Source organism: Priestia sp. D51, from assembly GCF_053345675.1.
Genome location: NZ_JBLTIR010000001.1, coordinates 1,010,104 through 1,032,223, shown reverse-complemented (window position 1 = coordinate 1,032,223; position 22,120 = coordinate 1,010,104). Strand labels below are relative to the sequence as shown.

Below are 22,120 nucleotides of genomic sequence, written 5' to 3'. Positions count from 1 at the left end.
AAGAGAACGTATTCTCCTTGCACTCTATGATATAAAATTTCAAGTGAAAATGCTACCAAAGAACGAATGTTGTCGTTTTCTTGTGTCGGATTTTATAGATAAGTTTTTTTCTGTTTTTATAGCAGAAAAGAAGGTTTTTCTGTCAGGTGGTTGAATACTATATACAATCAAATTTCACCAGCCTGTACGAGCGTCCGACGGCACTTGCAGATTTTTTTAGCGAATCATTTGCGTTTTGCAGGAAGTATTCAACAAAATGGTAAACCCTTCATATTACATATTATAAAAGGAGGAAATGTCATGACAAAAGAAAACGTAAAAGAAACAGTGGGTAAAGAAACAAAAGGTGGAAGCAAAGAGTTATTAGTCGGCACTTTAGTAGGCAGCGTAGTGGGTGTAACAACAGCTTTACTAGTAGCGCCAAAGTCAGGAAAAGAGCTACGTGCTTCTATTCAAGACGGAGCGAATCAAGCACTTGCTAAAACAGGTCAAGTGAAAGAAACGGTATATGCAAAAGGCCAAGATCTCAAACAGCGCACGGCTCGTCTTTCACAAAAAGTCTCCGAACAATCTTCGCAAGTTGTCAACAAAGTGAAATCTCTACGCACTGCTAAAGAACAGCCGCTTGCAGAAACGGCTGCAGCAGAAGAGCTTGAAACGACAGAAATCGTTCAAGATCCTGTTCTTGAAGCTGAAGCGGTGCAAGAAGAATTAAATACAATTACGCAAGAAGTAAGTGACTTAGAACAATCTGTCGATGAAACAAGACGTTAATAACGAGCTGTAGAGATATCTCTACAGCTTTTATGTATATTCGCTATCCTTCTTTCCACCCTTCAAAAAAATAGCCTCCATACGGACACGGCTCTGATTCCGGCAGTTCTTCATAACGCTGTCCGCTGTAATACTTCGCCAGCACAATCTTAGGCTTAAAAGCCGCTACCCCTTCACTGTCTTCTTGCTCCGCTCCGCGTTCTCTCATCAAACAAAAAATATCCATTCCCGCAAACTCTCCGTACCCTTGATAGCACGACTCATAATAAACTTTACCAGGTGTCACCAAATAACACTCCCGCTGCCACGACGGCTGCTTACTGTAGACACTCGCAATACTTATTCCACTCACTGCACACTTCCAGCTGCAAATTCCAACCATATAACGCCTCCAACGACTTAATTAGTCTATTCATCTACAACTTTTGATGAAATCAAACGTCCTGAGAAATGTACAGCATTTTATCGTCGACCAAAAACCTACGCTACCAGATTCCCTGACCCCTTGAATTCCCCCAAAAAGGTCCACCTATGCGGAAGTTGGCAGCCCGCAAGGGAGGGCAACTTCCGCTTAGGTCTAGCTCTGTCTCCTTGGCTGCTCTTTAGCCAAGGAGACAGAGCTACATCGATAAAAATAAAAAATAAAAAAGGTCTGATAAATCGACCATTTCTGGTGATTATCAGACCTCAAGTTTTTCTGCATTTGAGCGGCTTATTTGCTGTTCAAGCGATTTAGCCAGCAGGACAATTTCATGATCTACATATTTTGTTTTGATTTCTTCAATTTCCATTAATGTTTTAGAAAAGCTTTCTGCATTATTTCCCTGTCTGTGCTGCACATCTTTAAAGAAATCAAGCAGTGCCTCGTTAGACTGCGTTGGACGGCTAAAATCAATCGTGTACATTTTGTACCCCAGTGTTAAATTTGTTGTAGTTGTCATAATTATTTCCCCCATTCTTCCTATAGTGATATATCTTCTACTCTTTACCCTTTAATTCCTTCTTTTTAACCTAAATTAATTATTTTTTTCAAAAAAACTTCCCATTATAAGAAAAAACACCCTTATAACAAGGATGTTAGAGTATTCTTCCCTTCGGTACAATTCCAGATGCAAAGTCATCTTTAAACTTAAAGCTAGCAGAATTGTTTTCCTCTAGAAAATGTATTTCCCATTTAAAGACGGGATATTCAGGCTTGTACATTTCGACTTTCTGATTAGGATTTTCTTCTAATCTTGCAATTACTCGTTTGAGTCCTTCATATGCAATCCACCAGTCGCTTCCGGTTTCATCGGTAATAAAACAAATAGAACCGTCAATTAAATGAAGGTTTTGCTTGATATCATCAGCATTGGTAAAATACGCATTTCCAAACGTTTGAAGACAACGATCGCAATAACCTGCTTTGCCTCCATCTTTATAAATCCAGTGTGCGATTGGCTCACTGCAGTCTTTACACGTATTCGTCACTTCTTGAAGAAATTTCTTGCCGCTCCACTGTTCTTTTTCATTTTCAAACACGGTCCATACTAAATAATCCTCCGTTTGCTCTGAAATAAAAAGGCGAAACGGCTCGTCTCGATGCCAAAAATGAATATTCTGTTCGTCTGATTCTTCAAAGTCTATGACAAAATTATCTCGTTCTAATATATGTCGAATAACATTGGTTAAAAAGGTAACATCCATACAAGGACCTCCCGTACTAAGCATAGCTTCTAGTAATATAGCGTTTATGAGTTAAAACATATCACGCGCGCTGAAATAACGTCAATGATTACCTCTTGCTTTCTCCGAAAACTGGAAAAGAAATGGTCAAACGCGCTATAATGGTAGTCATGTTAAAACGGAAAGGAGATTTTATGAAGTTTACCGTTCAATCAGCTGCACTTTTTCTTCTCTTTTTTATTTGTTTAAGCGGCTGTTCTGATAACGCCGAGCAGTCAAAAAAGCCGGCCGGCTATTTAGTTCAAGGGCGCATTTTACAAGTGAAACAGAATGAAATTCTTATTGCAAACGTCATTCCGCGAGATACTGCGCTTGACTATACAACAAAAGAAATACTCGGTTCTAGCGATGTACAGCCTATTTATGTAAAAGTTTCGGATGATCAAACATACAAAAAAGGACAGCTCGTTAAAGCATGGCTCAAAAAAGACAAAAGCGTTCAGTATTCTGTTCCCGCAAAAGGCGAGGCTGTAGAAGTCAACATTTTAAAACAGCCGTAGAAAAGCTCCTGTTACAGGAGCTTCCTTCGCGTCAGCGGACGTTCGGTCCGATTCATTTTATGCTGTTCAAAATCCCACTTTTCTAAAAAGCGCTTGGCTGATATATAACCAGATTCATATAAAAACTCGATTTCTTCTTCCTTTAAGGCAAAATCCGTTGCCGTAATCACACCCGTTGGAATTTGTACGGTTCGTTCTTTTGTCTCCGCGTTCAAATACCGCAAATCGTGAGCTTGCAGCATCGTTGTAAACATGCTTTTAAATAAATGGACAGGTGTTGGAATAATAGCAGCTGTATCAATTTCTTCTTTTACAAATCGAAAACCAAACGTCGGGAAACGCGGATGCTCCGTATCAAACAGCCAAATCGGAAAATTGCTTAAAAGCGCTCCATCGACAATGTATGACCTCTTGAACCCTTTGGATTTCCAAATGACGGGACGAAAGAAAAAAGGAATGGACGCACTCATCATCACGGCTTGTGAAATCTTCATATCGCTTGGCTGCATTCCGTATCGGGGCAAATCGTCAGGGAGCACAAGCATCTGTCCGTTCGAAATATCTGAGGCAATAATTTTCAGCTTATCTGCAGGCAAATCTGCAAACGTTTCGATTCCTTTTTCACGCAGCAGACCGTACACCCATTTTTCCAAATAATCATTTTTATAAAAACCTAAATGAACCATCAGTTCAATCAAGTTGCCAATGAGAGGAATTCGGTTAATGATCGTTTTTCCGCGAAACTTGGCATAGTCCATGTTTTGAAGCTCCTTGCGAATTTCCCCGCTTTTATAGCCGCTCGCCAAAAGTGCCGCAATCAACGCTCCGGCTGACGTACCTGCTAGACGCTGCCATTCTACATTGCTTTCTTCCATCGCTTCAATCGCACCGGTGAATGCGATTCCTCGAACTCCTCCCCCTTCAAACACAGCATCTGCTTTCACATTTTCCCCCTCCTATACAACTCTCTAGTTTTTATATACCCTTTTTTATATTCAGATTTTCGCTACTCCATACCTTTTATTTTTTTAACAAAAAAAGACTGTTTCTTTGATCGAAACAGTCTTTTCTTTACAGTCGCTTTATTACCATTCGGTAGTAATTCATTGTCAGCCAGTAGAAAATGAAATAAATAACCCCGTATACTGCATCCGCTATTAAAACAGGGACTATTAGACTTTCACCAGTTAGATTCGTAATGACCTTCAGCGCAAATAGACTGTGCAAGATGCCAATTACTAAAGGCAAACCAAACGTAAACAGCTGCTGCTTTCGAACGGCGCTCATCATTTGAGACACTGAAAACCCAAGCTTACGCAGTACTTCAAATCTTTTGCGCTCTTGTTCGGCTTCTGAGATTTGTTTAAAGTAAATAATACTGCCCGTTGCCATCAAAAAGACGAGCCCTAAAAATCCTCCAATAAAAATAAACAATCCTTTACTCATTAAGCCTGTCTGAAACAAATCATAGTATGAAGTACGGCTTTCCCCAGCTTCTTTTGCGATTTGATGATAGTTCTTAGTAAGTTCACTTTGTTTGTTTCCATCACCTGTATTAAATACGTACACCGCTTGCTTTTGTCCAGACTTTGAAAGTTTGATAAACGTGTCGTGATTGACTACAAACTGATAGCCGGCACTCTCAGAATCAAGAATAAGCGAAGGTTCTGATTTAATGACTTTTAAAGCAAGCTCTTCTGATTCCTTCAGCGGCACAGCTGCGGTTTTACCTGTACTAGGTTTAAACACTTTTCCTTTTGCCATCGAATCAAAAATAACGGTTTCATTTGCGCTTAGCGCAGGAACCGAAACGCCATTTTTCCGCACTTCTTCTTCATCTAAAAAGCTGATTCGCTCACCATCTCCGTAATAACCGGATGTAATAAATCGAAAGTCTGATAAATCAGCGGAGTGCTTGACGATATGATACACATACTGATTTGATTGGATATCCAACTCATGCAGTACATCTATAAAGTCTTGCGCTGCGTTTTTGCTGTGCAGCGTATAGTCATAAGGCTGCATGCTTCTGGCATCGGCTTTTGTGTTATAGTATGAGGAATACGTCACACCAACTGCTACAAGTGTAGTAGCCGACAAAATCGTAATTAATGTTAACACTCGTGCATTTGCTTTAATGCGATACATCATCGTAGAAACGCTTAGCATATTTGCAAACGAATAATATCGGCTTGCATGCTCTCGGTAAAGTCCCATCAGCCACTCAATTGTGGCTTTAAAAAGTAAAAATGTACCGAAAATGACCGAGAACAGTACAACGGCTACAATTAGAAAAAAATTAGGCGTCACAATGTTTCCCGATGAAAGGTAGTACCCATAGCCAATGAGTAAGATACCCAGTACTCCCACTGCAATTGAGCGTTTCGAATTCATTTTATTTACGCGTTCACTTTTGCTTTCTGCTTGAAACAGATCTAATAGCGTATAGCGGTACATAATAAAATAGCCTTGAAACGAGATAAAAATGGTAACAATCAAAAACACTACGGCTGTTTTTAAAACCGCTTGAAGAGAAAATGTGAGCGTAATAGAAAGCGACAGTCCCATAAGCTTTAGTAAAAACAGCACAAACAGCCTTGAAAACACGGTACCTAGTAAAATACCGACCACCAAAGAAAAAATCCCCAGCAGCATATTCTCGTAGAAAATCATTTTCCCAATCGTACGTTTTTCAATACCGACTAAATGATACAGTCCGAGCTCTCTCTTACGCTGTCTGATAAAAAATGAGTTTGTGTACCAAATAAAGACAACAATAAAAGTAAGCAGAACGTAATTTGAAGCATTAAAAATGCCCTGCAGCCTCATCTCTTCTCCAATCACTTTTGAAATCGATTGGTCGTACTGAAGCGTAGCAAACACATAGTACACAACAATACTAAAAATCATTGAAAAGAAATAAAGGCTGTACCGACTAATATTTTTGCGCATATTCTTTTTAACAAGATCAAATACGGTCATAGCCTTCACCGCCTAATGCGCCTTGAATGTTCATAATTCGTTTGAAAAATTCTTGTCTCGTTTGTTCGCCTTTAAACAGCTCCGTGTAAATTTGTCCGTCTTTAATAAACAGCACGCGGCTGCAGTAGCTTGAAGCCAGCGGATCATGCGTCACCATAATAATGGTGGCACGGTCTTCTTGATTTAACTGGGACATCTTTTCAAGCAGGCTTGAAGCGGCCTTGGAATCAAGAGCTCCGGTAGGTTCATCGGCGAAAATAACGGCTGGATTCGTAATCATTGCTCTCGCTGCTGCAACGCGCTGTTTTTGTCCACCAGAAATCTCATACGGGTACTTACCCGCCAGCTCATAGATGCCTAGTCGCGTTGCGGTGTCTTTCAGCTTCGCTTCCATTTCTTTCTTAGACATTTTTGTAACCGTAAGCGGCAGAAGAATATTTTCTTTTACTGTTAACGTATCCAGTAAATTATAATCTTGAAAAATAAATCCTAGATGATTGCGTCTGAAAGCAGACAGCTTCTTATCTTTCATGAGCGCTACGTTTTCTCCTTGTATCCATACCTCGCCATCTGTGGGACGGTCAATCGTTGAAAGAATGTTCATCAGCGTCGTTTTTCCCGCTCCAGATGGTCCCATAATACCGACAAACTCTCCTTCTTCGATTGTAAAATCAATTCCTTTTAGCGCTTCGTATACGTTTCCTCTTGATCCAAACGTTTTGGTTACATTTTTCCCTTCAAGGACAATACTCATTTCCCTTCCTCCTTTCGTTCTTTTGTAGGTCACACGCTTTTCACCCGCTGCGGCAGCTCATTTTTTGTTATAATGTCATATTTCCGAACTTCGTTACCTCGAACAAAAAGGTCAATAACCGTTCCTTCTTTTAACTGTTTAATCGTCGTAAACGTTTGAAACGTTGTTTGTCCTTTTTCGTTTATTACTGAAATGGTATATTGAACTCGTCCATAGTCGTCCACTTTTTTTGCTTCTTTTGGGATGATCCCGTATTGATGCTCCGTTGCGGCGTTTTGATAAATCTTTATTCCTCCTATACATGCTCCCACAATAAAAATCAGGGCTAAAAGGCTAATCCACTTTCGCTTCATGTACGTTCCCTCCTTGTGTATAGCTCTATCTTACTTCGTAACAAGGAAAGATTCGTTTGAAGCAGATGACAATCTCGGCTTTCAATCTTACATTTTTGAAAGGTTATCAAAAGAATTCGGTTTGTAGAAGGTCAAAATTACCGTGGTTCCTTCGTGTAAAAGTGAATGTACCTCTATTCGATGGCCAAGAGCATCTGTAATTTTTTTTGAAAAATACAGCCCTAGCCCCGTAGCTCCTTTCGATTTTCTTCCGACATTTCCTGTAAATCCTTTTTCAAATACGCGCGGAAGGTCTTGTGGTGGAATGCCCTCCCCTTGGTCAACGATAAATAACTTCACATACTTCGGCGTTTCTTCACTAAAAAAAGAAAGCTTTCCTTCTAGAGGGCTATATTTAATAGCGTTAGACAGCACTTGCCTCACAACAAACTGCATCCACTTTGGGTCAGTGTGCACTAACGTATCTAGATTCTTTTCATCAATATGCAGTCTTTTCTCAATACACCATTTCGAGAAATACGCAACGTTTGGAAAAACAAGTTCGCTTAGCGACACTGCGTGCACCTGGTAATCTTTTTCTAAGTGACGCAGACGTGCGGCATATAAATTCTGATCTACTAACCCATCAATTTTCATCCATTCATCTTCAATATCCTTAAGCCAAGGCCATTTATAAAGCTCTGTACGACGAGCGTTAATAAGCAGCTTCATAGCAGTAAGCGGCGTTTTGATTTCGTGAACCCACGTCGTTATATATTCCTCTTGCTCTCTCTGCTGTACGTGAAGAGCGTGAGTTTGTCTGCGATAGACACGATCTATACGCTGCAGCAGACTCAGCATGTCTTCATCTGCTTTCGTTCGCACGTATGAATGTATTTCTTGTAAATCGTAAGCGTCATTCTGCAGCATTAAACTTAATCTTTTTATAAATCTTCTTTCTTTTACTCCTCTCCATAAAAGAAAGAGAATTAGCATACACAGCGTTAAAAGATTCAAGTACCAAAACGAAGTAGACGATACCTTAATATCATACTCGAGAAGCAGCAGAGCATCGATTACACTCAGCCATAAAAGAACGAATAGAATCCAGCTTAGCCTTTCTCTTAAAAAACTTTTCCACATTTTAATTCACCAGATATCCTTGACCTTTTTTGGTAACGATTTGATCATTCAGCCCGATTTCTTCCAGCTTGGTACGAATGCGTGTGATGTTGACTGAAAGCGTATTGTCACTTACAAATTTCTCATCTTCCCATAATCTTCGCATAAGCTCTTCTCGCGATACAATCTTGCCTCGCTCTTCCAAAAGAAGCCGTAAAATAAAAAATTCATTTTTCGTTAAATGAACTTCTCGATCGTTATAATGCAAACTTCCTTTTTTTAAGTCTAGCACCGCACCGTTCCACTCGATAACGTCTGAAATCGTGTCTCCATACGAATACGTTCTGCGCAGAAGTGCCTGCACTTTAGCAATAAGAACATCCAAGTTAAACGGCTTTTGGATATAGTCATCCGCCCCAACATTCATTGCCATAACAATGTCCATTGGATGTTCACGAGACGACAGAAATACGATAGGAGTTTTTGAAACTGTACGTATTTGCTGACACCAGTAAAACCCGTCATATACAGGTAAATTCACGTCTAAAATGACCAATTCTGGGCTTTCTGCAATAAATACTTCCATTACCTTTTGAAAATCTTCTACTCTAGCCACTTCAAATGACCACTGTTCGAATTTTTCTTTCACTAATTCATATATTTTGCTATCGTCTTCTACAATTAAAATTTTCATACCTTCACCTCTGTATTCTCCTATGTATTATGTATACCCGACTGTTGAGGGTTTTCTTAAAAGTTCATCTAACCCATTAGCATGACGGCAATTTTCTTAAAAATAAACTTTTTATGTCTGTAAAATGAAGAATGAACGAGTATTATCGTAGTGTAAACTTGTGCATGATACAAGTATCTCTGTTTAAATACTACAAAATAATGACAATATCGTTAATAAGTAATCTTTAAACTCCATTAAATGCTCATTTTTTGTTACTATAGTATATAAGATGAAAACTTAAACTAATTTGACATGTGGATATGTAAAAAGGAGCTAGTTATCAATGAGTGTACCCAACAAATTACGCGACAACGCAATGGTGATGTTAAAAGAGACAAGCCGAACATTTTTTATTCCAATTAGCCACTTGCCGGCAGAATTGCAAGACGCAGTAGGATCTGCTTACTTATGTATGAGGGCAATTGATGAAATTGAAGATCACCCTGAGCTAGAAGCCGGTGTAAAAAGCCGCTTGCTTTACGCCATTAGTGACCTGTTAAAAAAGTCTTTTAACGAAGACGACTACATGGCATTAGTAGGTCCTTATCAAGCTGATTTACCTGACGTAACGCTTCAGCTCGGCAACTGGATTGCGCTTTGTCCGACTGGAGTTGCAGATCAAGTATTAGATGCAACTTCTATTATGGCCAAAGGAATGGCCGATTGGGTAGAAAAAGACTGGCATATTCAAAATGAAGCGGATTTAGATGACTATACGTTCTATGTAGCTGGTCTAGTAGGCGTGATGCTTAACGACATTTGGAAATGGTATGACGGCACGGAGACAGACAAAGAATTAGCCATTGCATTTGGACGCGGCTTGCAGTCTGTAAATATTCTGCGCAATACCTCGGAAGATTCAGAGCGTGGAGTCAGCTTCTTCCCTAACAACTGGAGCAGAGAAGATATGTTTGCCTATGCTCGCCGAAATCTGTCACTAGGAAAGAAATATTTAGAAGATGTCAAATCGCTTCCGATTCTTCATTTCTGTAAAATTCCGTTAGCGCTTGCCGATGGAACGTTAAACGCCTTAATGAAAGGAAAAGAAAAAATGACGCGTGACGATGTAAATAAAACGGTAAGTGAAGTTGTGGATATGTAAAAGCAAAAGCACGGAGCCCATTGGTTCCGTGCTTTTTATATTTCTACCTGCAGACTTTCATATAAAGCAGTGATTTCCCCTTGAATAATGGGGTAGCGTTTCAGGGTCGGAACACTTGAAAGCTTTGGCGCTCGCTTTTGCTCTGCTGCTGCGGCTAGCTGAGCAAACGTTTCTTGAAGCTCTCGCTTTTCCGTTTCTGACAGCTCATATCCTTCATACGACGCAAGAAGCATATAACCTAACTGCTGCGTAGCGACAACTGCCGGCCACAGTCCTTCAAGCTTGACGGCCGTTTTAGAATATTCTCCAATCACATTATCATAAAGCGCCCGAAGATTAACTAGTTCCCCTTGAAGCTTATTTCTTTCTTGTTTAATTCTTTCTTCATCTTGTTCAGTGCTTAGCATTTCTAAAAATTGTCCTTCTTTTCGAATGACATCTCCAAGTAAATACGGCAGACGAAGCGAAGAAGCTCGTTTAAAAACTAATACCGTACCGACCACTCCAATAACAGAACCAATAACAATATCAATCACTCGAGCGGACGTAAAGTAGCTAATCGCTTTGTCCGGATGACCGCTTTCAGCAATTAAAAGAGCATTCGGTGTGATAAAAAGCGTACCGAGCGCGTAGTTTTTAACAATCACAATTTCAATCGTTGACTGAAGCACAAAGACAATGAGCGCAATGACAATTCCCGTTGGTTCAAGCATGAGAATCCCGGTTCCAATTAAAATACCTAAAATGGTTCCGACAGAGCGTTGAATACCTCGCTGAACCGTTGCACGAACGGTTGCCCCAAGCATCACTCCTGCACACGTGAGAGGAATCCAGTAAGACCTTGGAATGTCTGTCGTGTAGGCAACAGCTGCGGCGATAATCATAATAATTCCGTAGCGCAAAGCGTTTTTAAGTACATACGAACGTTTGTGAAAAGCAGCTTTTAACCGTGCTTTTACGCTGCCTTGTGAAAATTGAATATACTCCGTTTCTTTTAATTCCTTCATTTGAAGAACGTCGTTTACATCTAGTAACAATGTGCGCAGCTCTTCTTTGATGGACAGCTCTTCAATTTCTTCTCGCACGTCTCGAATTTTTTTATGTTTTTTTAACGTGGCCATTTCGGATGCGAACGTTTCAATTACCGCTTGTGCTTTTTTCGAAACAGCCGGATTAAAATCATTCGCAGCGGCCATCACAAAAATAAACAGCCCTTCAGCTTTTTGGTTTAATAAAAACAGGCGGTGAGAAAACGATGATTTTTTTCGATTAATTTTCGCTTGCTTCATTGCTGTTTCCGCTGCTCGAAGCTCTACAACCGTTTTGTGCTGCTCAGCGTGAAACGATTCCGTGCCAAGTGATCCAACAAATGAAGCTAGCTGCCTATAAGCTTTCGCCACAGCGGCCGTTTCAGGCCCGCGCGGATTAATAAGCCAGCCGCTCATGCTAATACACCAAGATAGTGCTCCTCCTAAAAAAACGAGACCTGCATGCAAAAAAACTGCCTGTAAATTCGGAGCTGGAATGCTTGTACTCACTGCAAATGAAAGGACAAAAAACATCGCGGAGGGTCCCGGAATTTTTAAAGCTCCGAAGATATAAACCGATACGGCTCCAATCACACCAAATAAAATAGTTTTCATCCACTCCACGTCAGCAAATAACGAGCCTAGCGTAAAGCACAGCGTAACGCCAAGCAAAGCTAAAAATAACTTAACGGCACGCTGCGCGTAAGGTTCATCTTTTGTATACAAATATGTAAAGCCGCCAATACTTGCAATGAGTCCGTACTGCAAATGATCAAACAAAATTCCTATTAAAATCGGCAAACTTGAAGACAAGCCCGAGCTGATTCCTCTTACCCACGGAGAAGAAGCGTGGTTAAAGCGAAAAGCAGCTTTGATTCCCGGCGCTTTTGGAGAAGCCTCAATTTTATGATGAATTTCCGTATGATTATATGTTGGTGACTTTTTGTCATCACTCACCTTGACCTCCTCCTTTCTCTTCATATATCTTTCCTGTTCTTAAAACGAGATAAACCTAAAAAAGCGCTGTTCCTATCCGTATTGTGTTTAGGAACAGCGCTTTTTATCCTTATGAGCAGCGTACAGTAAAAACAAAAAGCAGATGAAACGAATGTCTCATCTGCTTTTTACTAACAGCTCTACTGCTTCTTTTACTAAGTTTTCGGTATTCTCGCCTTTTTCAATGCTTTCTCTTACGCATTGTTCAAGGTTTGTGCTGACAATAACACCCATCGTGCGATCAATTGCGCTTCTGGCTGCTGAGAGCTGTGTCACGATGTCGCGGCAGTCTTTTCCTTGTTCCATCATATTCAAGACGCCTTTTAACTGACCTTCAATTCGTTTCAAGCGATTTTTAACTTGCTTATCATATTCCATCATACTACTACCTCCGCTCATGCATGATTGCGTTTCTTGCTTTTAAGCTATACGCAAGAAGTAAATGTATACACAACTTTATACCTATTAGGGTATGATGTCAAGTAAAGGAAGTTGACTCTTTTTTTCACCTAGGACTCACCCACATGCAAATAGACACTTCACACTGCATTTAATCTGAATCGTAAGTAGATAAACATCAGAAAGTATAACTCTCAGAATATTATGGGGGCTTTTTACATCTTACAGACAAGACAAAATGATCATTTTTACATAATTGTTAATACTTGTTTACACCGTATTTATTGTCCTGTAATCTAAACTTAGCAATCTGAGAGTATAGTTGAGCTGTAAAAACGACTACACTGGAGGTTTGAGATGAGTACATACGGGAAAAAATTAATGGCAAGTCTATTCATTATCATTGCATGCGTTTTAGGGTTTATAGGACATGCAGCGTTTTTAGCTCCTGAAAAAACGGAAGCCGAAGTAAACTATGATGCAACGCTTTATTTTCCACTGGACCGATATCCTGAAACGGGTGATCATATTCGCGACGCGATTGCCGCTGGTCACTCTTCCGTTTGCACAATTGATCGCGACGGTGCTGAAGCGAATCGGGAAGAATCGCTGAAAGGATACCCAACAAAAACAGGATATGACCGCGACGAATGGCCAATGGCTATGTGCGAAGAAGGCGGAGCGGGAGCTGATATTCGCTATATTTCACCTTCTGATAACCGCGGAGCGGGCTCATGGGTTGGAAATCAATTAGAACAATACCCAGATGGTACACGCGTACAATTTATCGTGCAATAATAGCTGAACAAGCTTTACTTTGAAGAGGTGAAAAGATGAAAACAAAATGGAAAGAACAAGAGCTAACGATGTCATATCATCAGTTTACGCTGTTTCAAAAAGGACAGCCAAAGCCCCATCACGACTGGAGTGATGAAGATATTCAAAAAGGATATGTCGCAGATGATAAAGCCATTTCGTTTGAAGCCGTGTCGAACACAAAAGCCATTGTCGAAGTGTGGGTAAACGAAACTCCAGACGCATCACAAGCTGAAAAGACGACTCGCCTTCCATTTCACGTCGAAAGCGATGGCATTGAAATCAAAAGCGTCCTATCTGAAGCCTTAAGCTATGATATTCCAAAAGGATATTATTACGTTACATGCCTGACCATTCCTCTTCAAGAAAAAACAAACTCAGGCCTTTATTTAGTGAAGTATTTGCTGCATTTTGAAAGTCAATAAAAAAAGACGACCTACTGTAGACAGTTCAGGTAATATACAACACTAATAACTCATAAAAAGCTCAGAGCGATATATAGCTCTGAGCTTTTTGGTGCAAGATACTAAAATATCCATCCGTTAAAGACCATGCCTAAATTAATAATAAAATGAAAAACTACGGCTGGGTATATGCTTTTCGTCTTTAAAACGACAAATGTATAGAAAAGTCCACCAAAAGAAAAAAGTAAACTTGTTACCACAGGAATTCCTATTGATATGTGCAAAAGACCGAATCCAATACTCGTAATAAAAACAGCGTAAAAAGTCGATAGACTGCTTTTTAAATGAGATAACATAATTCCTCTCCAAAGCACCTCTTCTAAAATTGCATTTATAATTGAGAATACTATACCGTATATGACGAATGATTTTGTATAGCTTATATCTTCAGCGAATAGTAAAGGTACAAAAATTGTAGCCGAACCAATTAGACCAAACAGTAAAAAATACGTTAGTTTAATTGAATGATGTGGCATCACTATACGTTTCTGCCAGTCTGGTAATGATGCAAAAAGAAATACCTTTTGCTTGGACAATAAAATTGAAAGCAATAGTCCACCTATGATAAACAAAAGTAAAACTCTGTTTACAATGATTTTCATCTCTTTAGATAGATCCCATTCAATGAAATAATTGCTTCCTACTTGAAACATACATGTCCCTACTAAAAAGAATAGAAACAGAGAAACAGTTGAACGGTATTTAGAGGTTAAAGCGTAGATAAAAAGCAAGCCTATGATGGGCAACATTCCTGCAGCAAATAACTTATAAGAAATAAGAATAATACCCGAGAAAAATAAACTTATCAAAGAGGTGAGTAATACATTTATTCGTAAATATTGGATATAAAAATCCTCCTTTCACTGTCTTTCTAATTCGTTTTATAGTAGTGGAAACTTAATCAAACAATTTTTATTTTGGCAATGAACAGGAGCTGACTCCATATAAATAAAAAATCGAGGGTAAAACCTTTGCGATTTCACCCTCGATTTTTCGTACTACTATTTCAGACACTCAAGACACTGACCGTTCTCTGTTTATTTACCGTTGTATTCATAAGTTTCTTTATTTGATATAAACGGGCTAATTTCACCAAGTGAGAACAGGTGGAGCTCATGCATCGCTCTTGTGCATGCTGTATAAAATAAATTTCTCTCATATTCATCCTGATAACATTCACTCGAGGCATTGTAAATGATGACTGCATCAAACTCAATTCCTTTTGCTAAGTAGGCTGGCAGGACAAGCATGCCTTTTTCAAATGAACTTGTTTCTTTTGTCAGCAGCCTTGCAGACATCGAATCAGGCAGTGCTTGGAATGCTTCTCGGCTTTCTTCAGCAGTTTTGGCAATCACAGCAATTGTTTTATAGTTTTGCTGCTTCAATTCATTAATTTTGTTTATAATTGCGTCATGCAGATCTTTGACGTTACCTGCAGCCGTCAGGGTCGGCTTCGCTCCGTCTCGATTAAACGGATCGATTAAATGGCCGTTTGCCACCATATCCCTTGAAAACTCGACAATTTGACGCGTTGATCGATAGCTTCTTGTAAGAGTCAGCGTTTCTGCTTCTTTCTCTTCGTACAGTTCGCTTGAAAGAATGGTCGGTGCGTTCAAGGCGTGCGCATAAATCGCTTGATTCAAGTCTCCAAGCAGCGTCATTCTAGCATGCGGAAACAGCTCTTTTAAAAACGCTAGCTGAAACGGTGAATAATCTTGTGCTTCATCAATAAACAAATAGCGAATGACAGGATTGGCTTTTCGCCCTTCAATTTGATCTTTTATATACAAGTAAGGCGTTACATCTTCATAAGACAGCTTCATGTTCATAACTCTTTCCACCGTGTTTTTAGCTGTTTCGTCCCATCCTTCTACATGTGAAAAAAGGTGATGTCTTTCAAACAGCTGCATATAGATACGACGAATGTCGATGAATTTAAGCTGCTTGATGGCCTGCTTAATAAATTTCATTTTCTTAGCTACAACGGCTTTGGCTAAATACGCTTGTTCCCGGTCAAAGTCATCAAATGAGCTTTCGGTATAGCCTTCCTTTTTCTGCAGGTGCTGATAGGCCTCGACATAATCTTCTTTTTCTAAAAGCTGAATTTCTTCTTGAACCCAATCTTTTTTACGTTCAAGTTTTTCAAGCTGGTTGATGAGCTTAAGCGCCCACTCGGCTACGAGCTGCATTCTGTTAGGAATGGAAATTCCCGTATCAAGCGAATAGAAATAAGATAACAAACGCCGAGCAGATAACACGATTTCGCCGCGAAACTTAATGTTTTTAAAAATGATGTCTTTAGTAGACAGCTCTTCGATATACGCATCTACCTGCTTTTTAAATTCACGGCTTGCTTTGTAGCGGATTTCCTGCATTTTTTGTTTTTTTGCCGCAGCATCTTTTTCCGTTAATAAATATTCAATTTGAACGAACAAATCCTCCACGTCAAACTCGTTTCCTAACCGTCCGTCGGCATATTGCTGAAACGTTGTTTGTTTCATATTGTCTTCTCCAAGCTCCGGAAGAACAGTTGAGACGTAGCTGTTAAAAAGCGGATTTGGCGAAAACAGCATCATATTTTCTGCAGTCAGCTGCTTTCGATGATGATAGAGAAGATAAGCCACCCGCTGAAGAGCTGCAGACGTTTTACCGCTCCCTGCTACTCCTTGGACGATCAGCACTTTATTTTTTTCATTTCGAATAATTTGGTTTTGTTCTTTTTGAATGGTCGCTACAATACTTTTCATTTGACTGCTTGCGTTGTGTCCGAGCACTTCTTGAAGCAGCTCGTCTCGAATGGTAATTCCTGTATCAAACATGCTTTTAATTACGCTATTTTCGATAATAAACTGACGCTTTAGCTTCATCTCGCCTTTTATCGCTTCACCTGGCGTTTCGTACTGCGCTTTTCCCGGTGAATAATCATAATAAAGACTCGAAATAGGCGCACGCCAATCATAAATTAAAAACTCTTCATCTTTTTGATCCATTAAAGAGCCCACGCCCACATAAATAGCTTCCGCTTCTTTTTCACCATTCTCTATAAAATCAAAACGTCCAAAATAAGGGGATTGCGTTAGCTTTTTTAATGTTTTTAATTGATCATACGCTTGTCTATGGGTAATTTCACGTTCAGCTAAAAGTTCTGCCTGCTGCTTAATGCTCGTAAATGTCTCAATCACGTCATCCGGCTCATCCATATTAACCGTGACATCGTCCCAAAACGTGCTTCGCAAATCGACAATTTCGCCTTTTACGCTTCCTACGCTTTTGCCTATTTTTTCAGCTTTTTGGCTGATTTCTTCGACTACCCAATCAACTCGCTGCTGTTCTTCTGTTAAATTTTTATCTTTCACTTATCCACACCCCTTACACACGTTACCCGATAACAAAACTTGTTACCGGGTAAAAGCGATCATTGTTTATTTTTTCAGAGTCTACATACTTCCCTACTGAGTTCGTAAATCCCTGCTATGTAACCATATTATGTCTTAATTTCCACCGTTAGTATACTGAAAAATAATGAGCTCCACAACAAAAAGGGCTGAGAAAGTCTCAAGCCCCTTATCTTTATAAGTTGTTTCTCTACTTATTAGCTATTACTGTTTCCAAAAAGTTAGCAGATGAATGATGGCTGACACCACTTCTACCCCTTGAAACGCCAGTAAACCTGCTGCTGCCGCTGTAAACAATCCGACTACCGCTTCTTTAAAAATGAATGGCATTGATACCAGCTCCTTTGCTTATTTAAAATAAGTAGATTTGTTATCATTCTACTCCTTTTTTCAGAATTTTCAATACCTTTTTATCAACAAAATGAAATAAAAACGCTTTCACTTTATAAAAATAAAGTGAAAGCGTTTTTTAAGCTTCCTTTTCTAATGCGTTCAGCGCAAGCGAATAGTCCAACCCTTTTCCTTTTTGCACAATATGCTGCACTTTACCCATGTTGCATGCTTCTTGCGCACTAACGGTCATACCGTTTGTTAACTTCAGCTGCACAGGTTCTTCTGCAATTCGTACGTCGCATGCTAAAGCTAACTCATACCCTCCGCCAAACGTAAAGTTTGTAAGAAGCGCAATCGTTTGTTTGGAGCTGCATGAAATGCGATGAAAAATCGCTCGAGCTGTTACTGCATGAATCGGCTGATAAAGCCTTCCTGTTTCTTCACGCAGGAAAGAAGTTGTTCTATGATCGCCGTTCATTTTATAGTACTCTCCCATAAATACAATAGATCCAACCGACGCATCGTGCTGCAGCTCATTCATCGTTTCTTGCAGCTCATACATAACTTCACTGTTCAAACGATTAAGCATCGACTGATTCATTCGTACAACCGCCACGTGATTTCTTTTTTCTACTTTGATAAATCTTTTCATCGTTCCTCCGCCCTTTCCCCTGTCGTCCTTTATAAATAAAGCGCTTTCAAAATATTTCGCTTTTTAATAGAAAAATTATTTTCATAGTTTCATCATACAACAAACTCATAATTATTTCCATTACTTTTTTAATTTTCCGTCAATAATTCCATGAATCATTTCCATGTTTTTATCAAATAAGACGTGCTATAGTATAGACAGCACAAATGCAGCTGGACTCACGGATAAAAGGAGTAATCACTATGAAATACGACTTAACAAAATGGGAGCCTCACGGCTATTCTTGCCCTGTGGAAGCAGCCGTTGATGTAGTCGGAGGCAAATGGAAAAGCGTCATTTTATATCAATTATCGAAGGAACGCCGGCGCTTTAATGAACTGCGCAGACTCATTCCAGGCGTGACGCAGCGAATGCTGACGCTGCAGCTTCGTGAACTTGAGCGGGACGGAATTATCCACCGCGAAGTCTACAAACAAGTTCCGCCTAAAGTAGAATATTATTTAACGCCTTTTGGAGAAACTCTCATTCCTATTATCGAGCTGATGTTTAAATGGGGATATGATCATACGGATAAAATTGCTGAAGCGAGAATTCAGGCAGAGAAAGAGTAAAAAGCACGCAAAGCGTGCTTTTTTTATACATGTTTACGAATCAATAATTCTTCTAACCCGTACACAAACGTGCTTTCAATCGGCTTTAACTCAAATGCCGGGCTCCAGTCCATATGCGGATAGCGATCAATCAGCTCAGCCAGCATAATCTTTGCTTCGATTCGAGCAAGCGGTGCTCCTAAGCAAAAATGAATCCCTCTTCCAAATGCCATATGCACATTTGGTTTTCGGTCGATTTTAAATACATCTGGGTCTTCAAAGTACTGCGCGTCTCGGTGCGCGGATCCCATCCATGGAATAACGTGTTCGCCCGCTTTTAGTTTTTGACCGGCAAGAGTCACATCTTTTTTTACGATTCGGTGAAGAGCCTGAACGGGTGAACGATAGCGAAGAACTTCTTCGATCGCAGAAGGCAAAAGCTCTTTCTCACGTTTGAGATGTTCAAAAGAAGCCTTATCTTCCATTAAACAATAAATCGTATTTGAAATTAAGTTCGTAGTTGTTTCGTTTCCTGCAATCAGCAGCAAAATAGAAAAACCGACAATCTCTTCATCCGTTAGCTGTTTCCCTTCTTCTTTTGCCTGAAGAAGCACGGAAATAATATCATCTCCTGGCTGCGTCCGTTTTTCTTCAATGATTCGATAAAAATAAGTTTCTAACTCATCGTTTGCTTTCATTTTCTCTTGCTGCAATTTTTCGAGCGTTTCACGTTCATTATTCGATGGACCCGCTACGATAATATCCGACCAGTCTTTAAACTGGCGCTGATCTTCTATCGGGACGCCTAAAATATCGGCAATTACCATAACCGGAAGCGGATAGGAAAGATGCTCAACTATATCAATATCTTCAAGATGCTCAACTTCTTGTAATAATTCAGCGGTAATGCGCGCAATTTTAGGCTCCCATGCTTTCATTGCTTTAGGCGTAAAAGCTTTATTAACAAGCGCTCTCATTTCAGCATGCTTAGGCGGATCAATATTAATTAGGCTTGTTCCTAGAGCAGTTTGTCTTTGGTTTTGTGGAGGTCTTCGATCAGAAGAAAAAATATTTTTTTGTTCTAGCACTTCTTTGACTCCAGCATAGTGAAAAACATCCCATACCTGCCTTTCTTCGTCCCATTGCACAGGCGCGCTGTTTCTCATCTCTTCATACCATGAAAAAGGATTAAAGCGCTCTTCTTTTGATTGAATCGTATTCACTTGACGGACGATTCCGTTTTCTCTTTCGGTTTTCATGTTAAAACCTCCCCGTATCGTTCAAATAGACTGACTATGTAGTCATCTATGACCAAATAGTACCATATATACGAATTTCCTTAAAAATGATAGCTGTATATTTTAGTAAAAATGAATCGATAGAAGTATATATTTTACAAAAAAGGGTAGGCGCATAGCGCCTACCCTTTTTAAGAATAATGTTCTTCTGGCTTTTGTAATCGGTTGTCTAACGCGTACGCGCCGCTTCCTGCTAGAATCACATGAAGCGAAACAGCAAAAAGGGCAATCTCAAGCTCATAGCCGCCTGTAAAACCAGCACCGCTTTTCGCTGTGAAAATAGCGCCAATCATCACGATCGCAAACAGAACACCTATTAAGCGCGTTTGAAACCCAAGAATCATAGCAGCTCCTCCTACGAATTCAATAACAGCAACTGCGTAAGCGAAAAACGCGGGAATCCCCATGCTGTGGAAAAAACCGACCGTATTATCAATACCGCTTTGAAATTTGCCAAGTCCATGAATAAAAAACGTTAGTCCTAACATAAGACGAAGTAAAAACGTTCCAAGCTGATAGCTTTTCATTTCTTTTCCTCCTTTTTTACTTTTGTCTGCACATGTAACAATTTTAGTTACAACTGTGAACAAATTCAAGAGGTTAGAACAGAAAAACAAGATATCAGCAAATTTCTTTACCTCATTTTAAACATTTTTTTGAAAATAAGACCATGCTTCCTGCTCAGTCACGCTGAAGATAAGATAGAAATGCAAAAATATGATCCTGAATAATGAGTTCTGCCGTAGCAGAATGGCTCTTTAATGATAAGTGTTCAGAATATCGAAATCGGTTAAATTTATTTACATCAACATGGTGAACGGCCTGCACATGAAAACCCCCTACTATGGCTTTTACTTGGGCAAAAGGCGGTACAGCAAGAGATTCGGGCTCAATTTTCTCGAGGCACTCTCTGCTTATGGCATGAGGAACAGCTGTCATGGAGCTCATTAATAAATCTTTTCTTCCTATTGTCTCGTTCAACACGTACTTCCACCCCTGGACCACATGCGTGAGCTTTTCTTCATCTTCACATATGTTTAAAGCTACATCGACACCGCTCGCTACCGCTGCAGCAAACGGATACAACTCCTGAGCTGAAAGAACAAAGTCCCCGTCTATGAAGAGAAGAATATCTCCCGTTGCTGCAAGTGCTCCTGCAGCTCTTCCGCAATCATGCCCTAACCGCTCATCGTAAACAATAGTTTTAACACCCTGTTCTTTGGCATACTTCTCCGACTGATCCGTAGAGCCGTTAATCACAACAATAATTTCTAACGGTTCAAGTTTTCTTGCTTCTGCAATCACTTGTTTGAGTGTTTGTTCTTCGTTGCAAACCGGAATAATAACAGAAAGCTGTTTACCTCCATAAAAAGAAGATAATCTCCCCCAGCCGTGCTCAACAACTGGAAGAGGCTGTGCGAGCATATCCACTCGCCTTTTACGGTGTGACGCAAACGTATAATATGTTTGAAGAAGCTGCTGGTAGGATTGAATTCGTTCTCTGCTACGCAGCGGCCGATCAAACGGACGAAAGCTTCCCTTTCCCTGCGTTTCGATCGTAATATGCGAGCTTACACGATACTGTGTTAAGAACGTCACAAATAAAGAAAGAGGCGGCAACTCCCAGTGGTTCTTTAATACGCTTACTAGCACACCGTAAGGCGCTTTTAAACAAGCGTTGGCACGATGAGGCTTTCCAAGTGCATGATGCAGAACCGTACTCCACGTCAGCTCGCTGCGGTTAAAAGCATTCATCTTTGTTTTTTCCCACTTGTTTAGCACCACATCGCTATGTTCAAATAACAGCGGCTGAACAAAACGCTCAAGCTCGGAAGCCGAAAGAATAATATCGCCGTCTACAAATAAGACGGCATCTCCTTTAGCAGCCTTTGCCCCTTCCATTCTCGCTTCATGTGGAGAAAGGCGTTTTTCTACTACTTTTACCGTACATCCCTCTTCTTTCGCTATTTTAACTGAAGCATCGGTACAGCCGTTTGCAACTATGATAATCTCAAGCACGTTCACTTTTTTAATTTGTTTAAGCACGCTTTTTAACATTTCTTCTTCATTGTAAACGGGCAGAACGACAGAAAGAGTATTCATTGATATCCCCCCTAAAAAA

At 40.0% G+C, this 22,120-nt stretch carries 24 protein-coding genes; 6 read left to right on the top strand and 18 right to left on the bottom strand.

Going from position 1 to position 22,120, the window contains the following annotated elements:
- The first annotated feature begins 300 nt into the window (after nt 1-300).
- A complete protein-coding gene (locus ACNHOZ_RS05350) occupies nt 301-774 on the top strand; it encodes a YtxH domain-containing protein (RefSeq protein ID WP_013058548.1) in 474 nt (157 codons plus the stop codon).
- Between the two features lie 43 nt (nt 775-817).
- Here ACNHOZ_RS05350 and ACNHOZ_RS05345 read toward each other — a convergent pair whose 3' ends face one another.
- From ACNHOZ_RS05345 to ACNHOZ_RS05335, 3 genes are all read right to left on the bottom strand, one after another.
- Nucleotides 818-1,156 (bottom strand): hypothetical protein, encoded by a 339-nt coding sequence (locus ACNHOZ_RS05345; protein WP_033579950.1) that lies wholly within the window; start codon nt 1,154-1,156, stop codon nt 818-820.
- A 298-nt stretch (nt 1,157-1,454) separates the two neighbouring features.
- The gene (locus ACNHOZ_RS05340) at nt 1,455-1,715 is read right to left on the bottom strand and encodes a hypothetical protein (protein ID WP_016765166.1); all 261 of its coding nucleotides are present in this window, start codon (nt 1,713-1,715) and stop codon (nt 1,455-1,457) included.
- A 136-nt stretch (nt 1,716-1,851) separates the two neighbouring features.
- Nucleotides 1,852-2,460, bottom strand: coding sequence for a hypothetical protein (locus ACNHOZ_RS05335; protein WP_048019971.1), 609 nt, complete (start codon nt 2,458-2,460; stop codon nt 1,852-1,854).
- A 173-nt stretch (nt 2,461-2,633) separates the two neighbouring features.
- On the opposite strand from ACNHOZ_RS05335, the gene ACNHOZ_RS05330 reads away from it, so the two are divergent.
- On the top strand, nt 2,634-2,999 hold the full coding sequence (locus ACNHOZ_RS05330; RefSeq protein WP_048019970.1) for a DUF3221 domain-containing protein: 366 nt from the start codon (nt 2,634-2,636) through the stop codon (nt 2,997-2,999).
- An 11-nt stretch (nt 3,000-3,010) separates the two neighbouring features.
- Here ACNHOZ_RS05330 and ACNHOZ_RS05325 read toward each other — a convergent pair whose 3' ends face one another.
- The 6 genes from ACNHOZ_RS05325 to ACNHOZ_RS05300 form a co-directional block, all read right to left on the bottom strand.
- Entirely contained in the window at nt 3,011-3,943 is a 933-nt protein-coding gene (locus tag ACNHOZ_RS05325) for a patatin-like phospholipase family protein (protein WP_028414980.1), read from the bottom strand.
- Between the two features lie 127 nt (nt 3,944-4,070).
- Complete coding sequence (locus ACNHOZ_RS05320; RefSeq protein ID WP_048019969.1) at nt 4,071-5,981, bottom strand: ABC transporter permease; 1,911 nt, start codon at nt 5,979-5,981, stop codon at nt 4,071-4,073.
- Nucleotides 5,968-6,735, bottom strand: coding sequence for an ABC transporter ATP-binding protein (locus ACNHOZ_RS05315; RefSeq protein WP_033579946.1), 768 nt, complete (start codon nt 6,733-6,735; stop codon nt 5,968-5,970). The genes ACNHOZ_RS05320 and ACNHOZ_RS05315 overlap by 14 nt, the downstream gene beginning before the upstream one ends.
- A gap of 29 nt (nt 6,736-6,764) precedes the next feature.
- The gene (locus tag ACNHOZ_RS05310; protein ID WP_447697053.1) at nt 6,765-7,088 is read right to left on the bottom strand and encodes a YxeA family protein; all 324 of its coding nucleotides are present in this window, start codon (nt 7,086-7,088) and stop codon (nt 6,765-6,767) included.
- Nucleotides 7,089-7,175: 87 nt separating this feature from the next.
- Complete coding sequence (locus ACNHOZ_RS05305) at nt 7,176-8,210, bottom strand: sensor histidine kinase (RefSeq protein WP_048019968.1); 1,035 nt, start codon at nt 8,208-8,210, stop codon at nt 7,176-7,178.
- Nucleotide 8,211: 1 nt separating this feature from the next.
- Nucleotides 8,212-8,883 carry a response regulator transcription factor gene (locus ACNHOZ_RS05300; protein WP_048019967.1) on the bottom strand — a complete coding sequence of 224 codons (672 nt, stop codon included), beginning with the start codon at nt 8,881-8,883 and terminating at the stop codon, nt 8,212-8,214.
- Nucleotides 8,884-9,208: 325 nt separating this feature from the next.
- Between ACNHOZ_RS05300 and ACNHOZ_RS05295 the strand changes: the two genes are divergently transcribed.
- A complete protein-coding gene (locus tag ACNHOZ_RS05295; RefSeq protein ID WP_033579942.1) occupies nt 9,209-10,027 on the top strand; it encodes a squalene/phytoene synthase family protein in 819 nt (272 codons plus the stop codon).
- A 35-nt stretch (nt 10,028-10,062) separates the two neighbouring features.
- Here ACNHOZ_RS05295 and ACNHOZ_RS05290 read toward each other — a convergent pair whose 3' ends face one another.
- Nucleotides 10,063-12,012, bottom strand: coding sequence for an FUSC family protein (locus ACNHOZ_RS05290; RefSeq protein WP_047750005.1), 1,950 nt, complete (start codon nt 12,010-12,012; stop codon nt 10,063-10,065).
- A gap of 156 nt (nt 12,013-12,168) precedes the next feature.
- Complete coding sequence (locus tag ACNHOZ_RS05285) at nt 12,169-12,429, bottom strand: metal-sensitive transcriptional regulator (RefSeq protein WP_013058561.1); 261 nt, start codon at nt 12,427-12,429, stop codon at nt 12,169-12,171.
- A 378-nt stretch (nt 12,430-12,807) separates the two neighbouring features.
- On the opposite strand from ACNHOZ_RS05285, the gene ACNHOZ_RS05280 reads away from it, so the two are divergent.
- Both ACNHOZ_RS05280 and comJ read left to right on the top strand, forming a co-directional pair.
- Nucleotides 12,808-13,248, top strand: coding sequence for a NucA/NucB deoxyribonuclease domain-containing protein (locus ACNHOZ_RS05280; protein WP_033579940.1), 441 nt, complete (start codon nt 12,808-12,810; stop codon nt 13,246-13,248).
- A 35-nt stretch (nt 13,249-13,283) separates the two neighbouring features.
- A complete protein-coding gene (gene comJ / locus ACNHOZ_RS05275) occupies nt 13,284-13,691 on the top strand; it encodes a competence protein ComJ (protein WP_033579939.1) in 408 nt (135 codons plus the stop codon).
- Nucleotides 13,692-13,792: 101 nt separating this feature from the next.
- Here the strand turns inward: comJ and ACNHOZ_RS05270 are convergent, their stop codons facing one another.
- The 4 genes from ACNHOZ_RS05270 to ACNHOZ_RS05255 form a co-directional block, all read right to left on the bottom strand.
- Nucleotides 13,793-14,383 (bottom strand): CPBP family intramembrane glutamic endopeptidase, encoded by a 591-nt coding sequence (locus ACNHOZ_RS05270; protein WP_255902898.1) that lies wholly within the window; start codon nt 14,381-14,383, stop codon nt 13,793-13,795.
- Between the two features lie 384 nt (nt 14,384-14,767).
- The gene (gene helD / locus ACNHOZ_RS05265) at nt 14,768-17,086 is read right to left on the bottom strand and encodes an RNA polymerase recycling motor HelD (RefSeq protein ID WP_048019965.1); all 2,319 of its coding nucleotides are present in this window, start codon (nt 17,084-17,086) and stop codon (nt 14,768-14,770) included.
- A gap of 243 nt (nt 17,087-17,329) precedes the next feature.
- On the bottom strand, nt 17,330-17,455 hold the full coding sequence (locus tag ACNHOZ_RS05260; RefSeq protein ID WP_016765178.1) for a hypothetical protein: 126 nt from the start codon (nt 17,453-17,455) through the stop codon (nt 17,330-17,332).
- Between the two features lie 139 nt (nt 17,456-17,594).
- On the bottom strand, nt 17,595-18,110 hold the full coding sequence (locus tag ACNHOZ_RS05255; protein ID WP_048019964.1) for an enoyl-CoA hydratase/isomerase family protein: 516 nt from the start codon (nt 18,108-18,110) through the stop codon (nt 17,595-17,597).
- Between the two features lie 242 nt (nt 18,111-18,352).
- Between ACNHOZ_RS05255 and ACNHOZ_RS05250 the strand changes: the two genes are divergently transcribed.
- Nucleotides 18,353-18,721, top strand: a complete 369-nt coding sequence (locus ACNHOZ_RS05250; RefSeq protein WP_013084552.1) for a winged helix-turn-helix transcriptional regulator — start codon at nt 18,353-18,355, stop codon at nt 18,719-18,721.
- 23 nt (nt 18,722-18,744) lie between these two features.
- Here ACNHOZ_RS05250 and ACNHOZ_RS05245 read toward each other — a convergent pair whose 3' ends face one another.
- The 3 genes from ACNHOZ_RS05245 to ACNHOZ_RS05235 all read right to left on the bottom strand — a co-directional run bounded on the left by ACNHOZ_RS05245 (nt 18,745) and on the right by ACNHOZ_RS05235 (nt 22,101).
- Nucleotides 18,745-19,959, bottom strand: coding sequence for a cytochrome P450 (locus tag ACNHOZ_RS05245; protein ID WP_048019963.1), 1,215 nt, complete (start codon nt 19,957-19,959; stop codon nt 18,745-18,747).
- A 170-nt stretch (nt 19,960-20,129) separates the two neighbouring features.
- The gene (locus ACNHOZ_RS05240; protein WP_048019962.1) at nt 20,130-20,525 is read right to left on the bottom strand and encodes a DoxX family protein; all 396 of its coding nucleotides are present in this window, start codon (nt 20,523-20,525) and stop codon (nt 20,130-20,132) included.
- Between the two features lie 154 nt (nt 20,526-20,679).
- Nucleotides 20,680-22,101, bottom strand: a complete 1,422-nt coding sequence (locus ACNHOZ_RS05235) for a glycosyltransferase family 2 protein (protein ID WP_048019961.1) — start codon at nt 22,099-22,101, stop codon at nt 20,680-20,682.
- Nucleotides 22,102-22,120 lie beyond the last annotated feature (19 nt).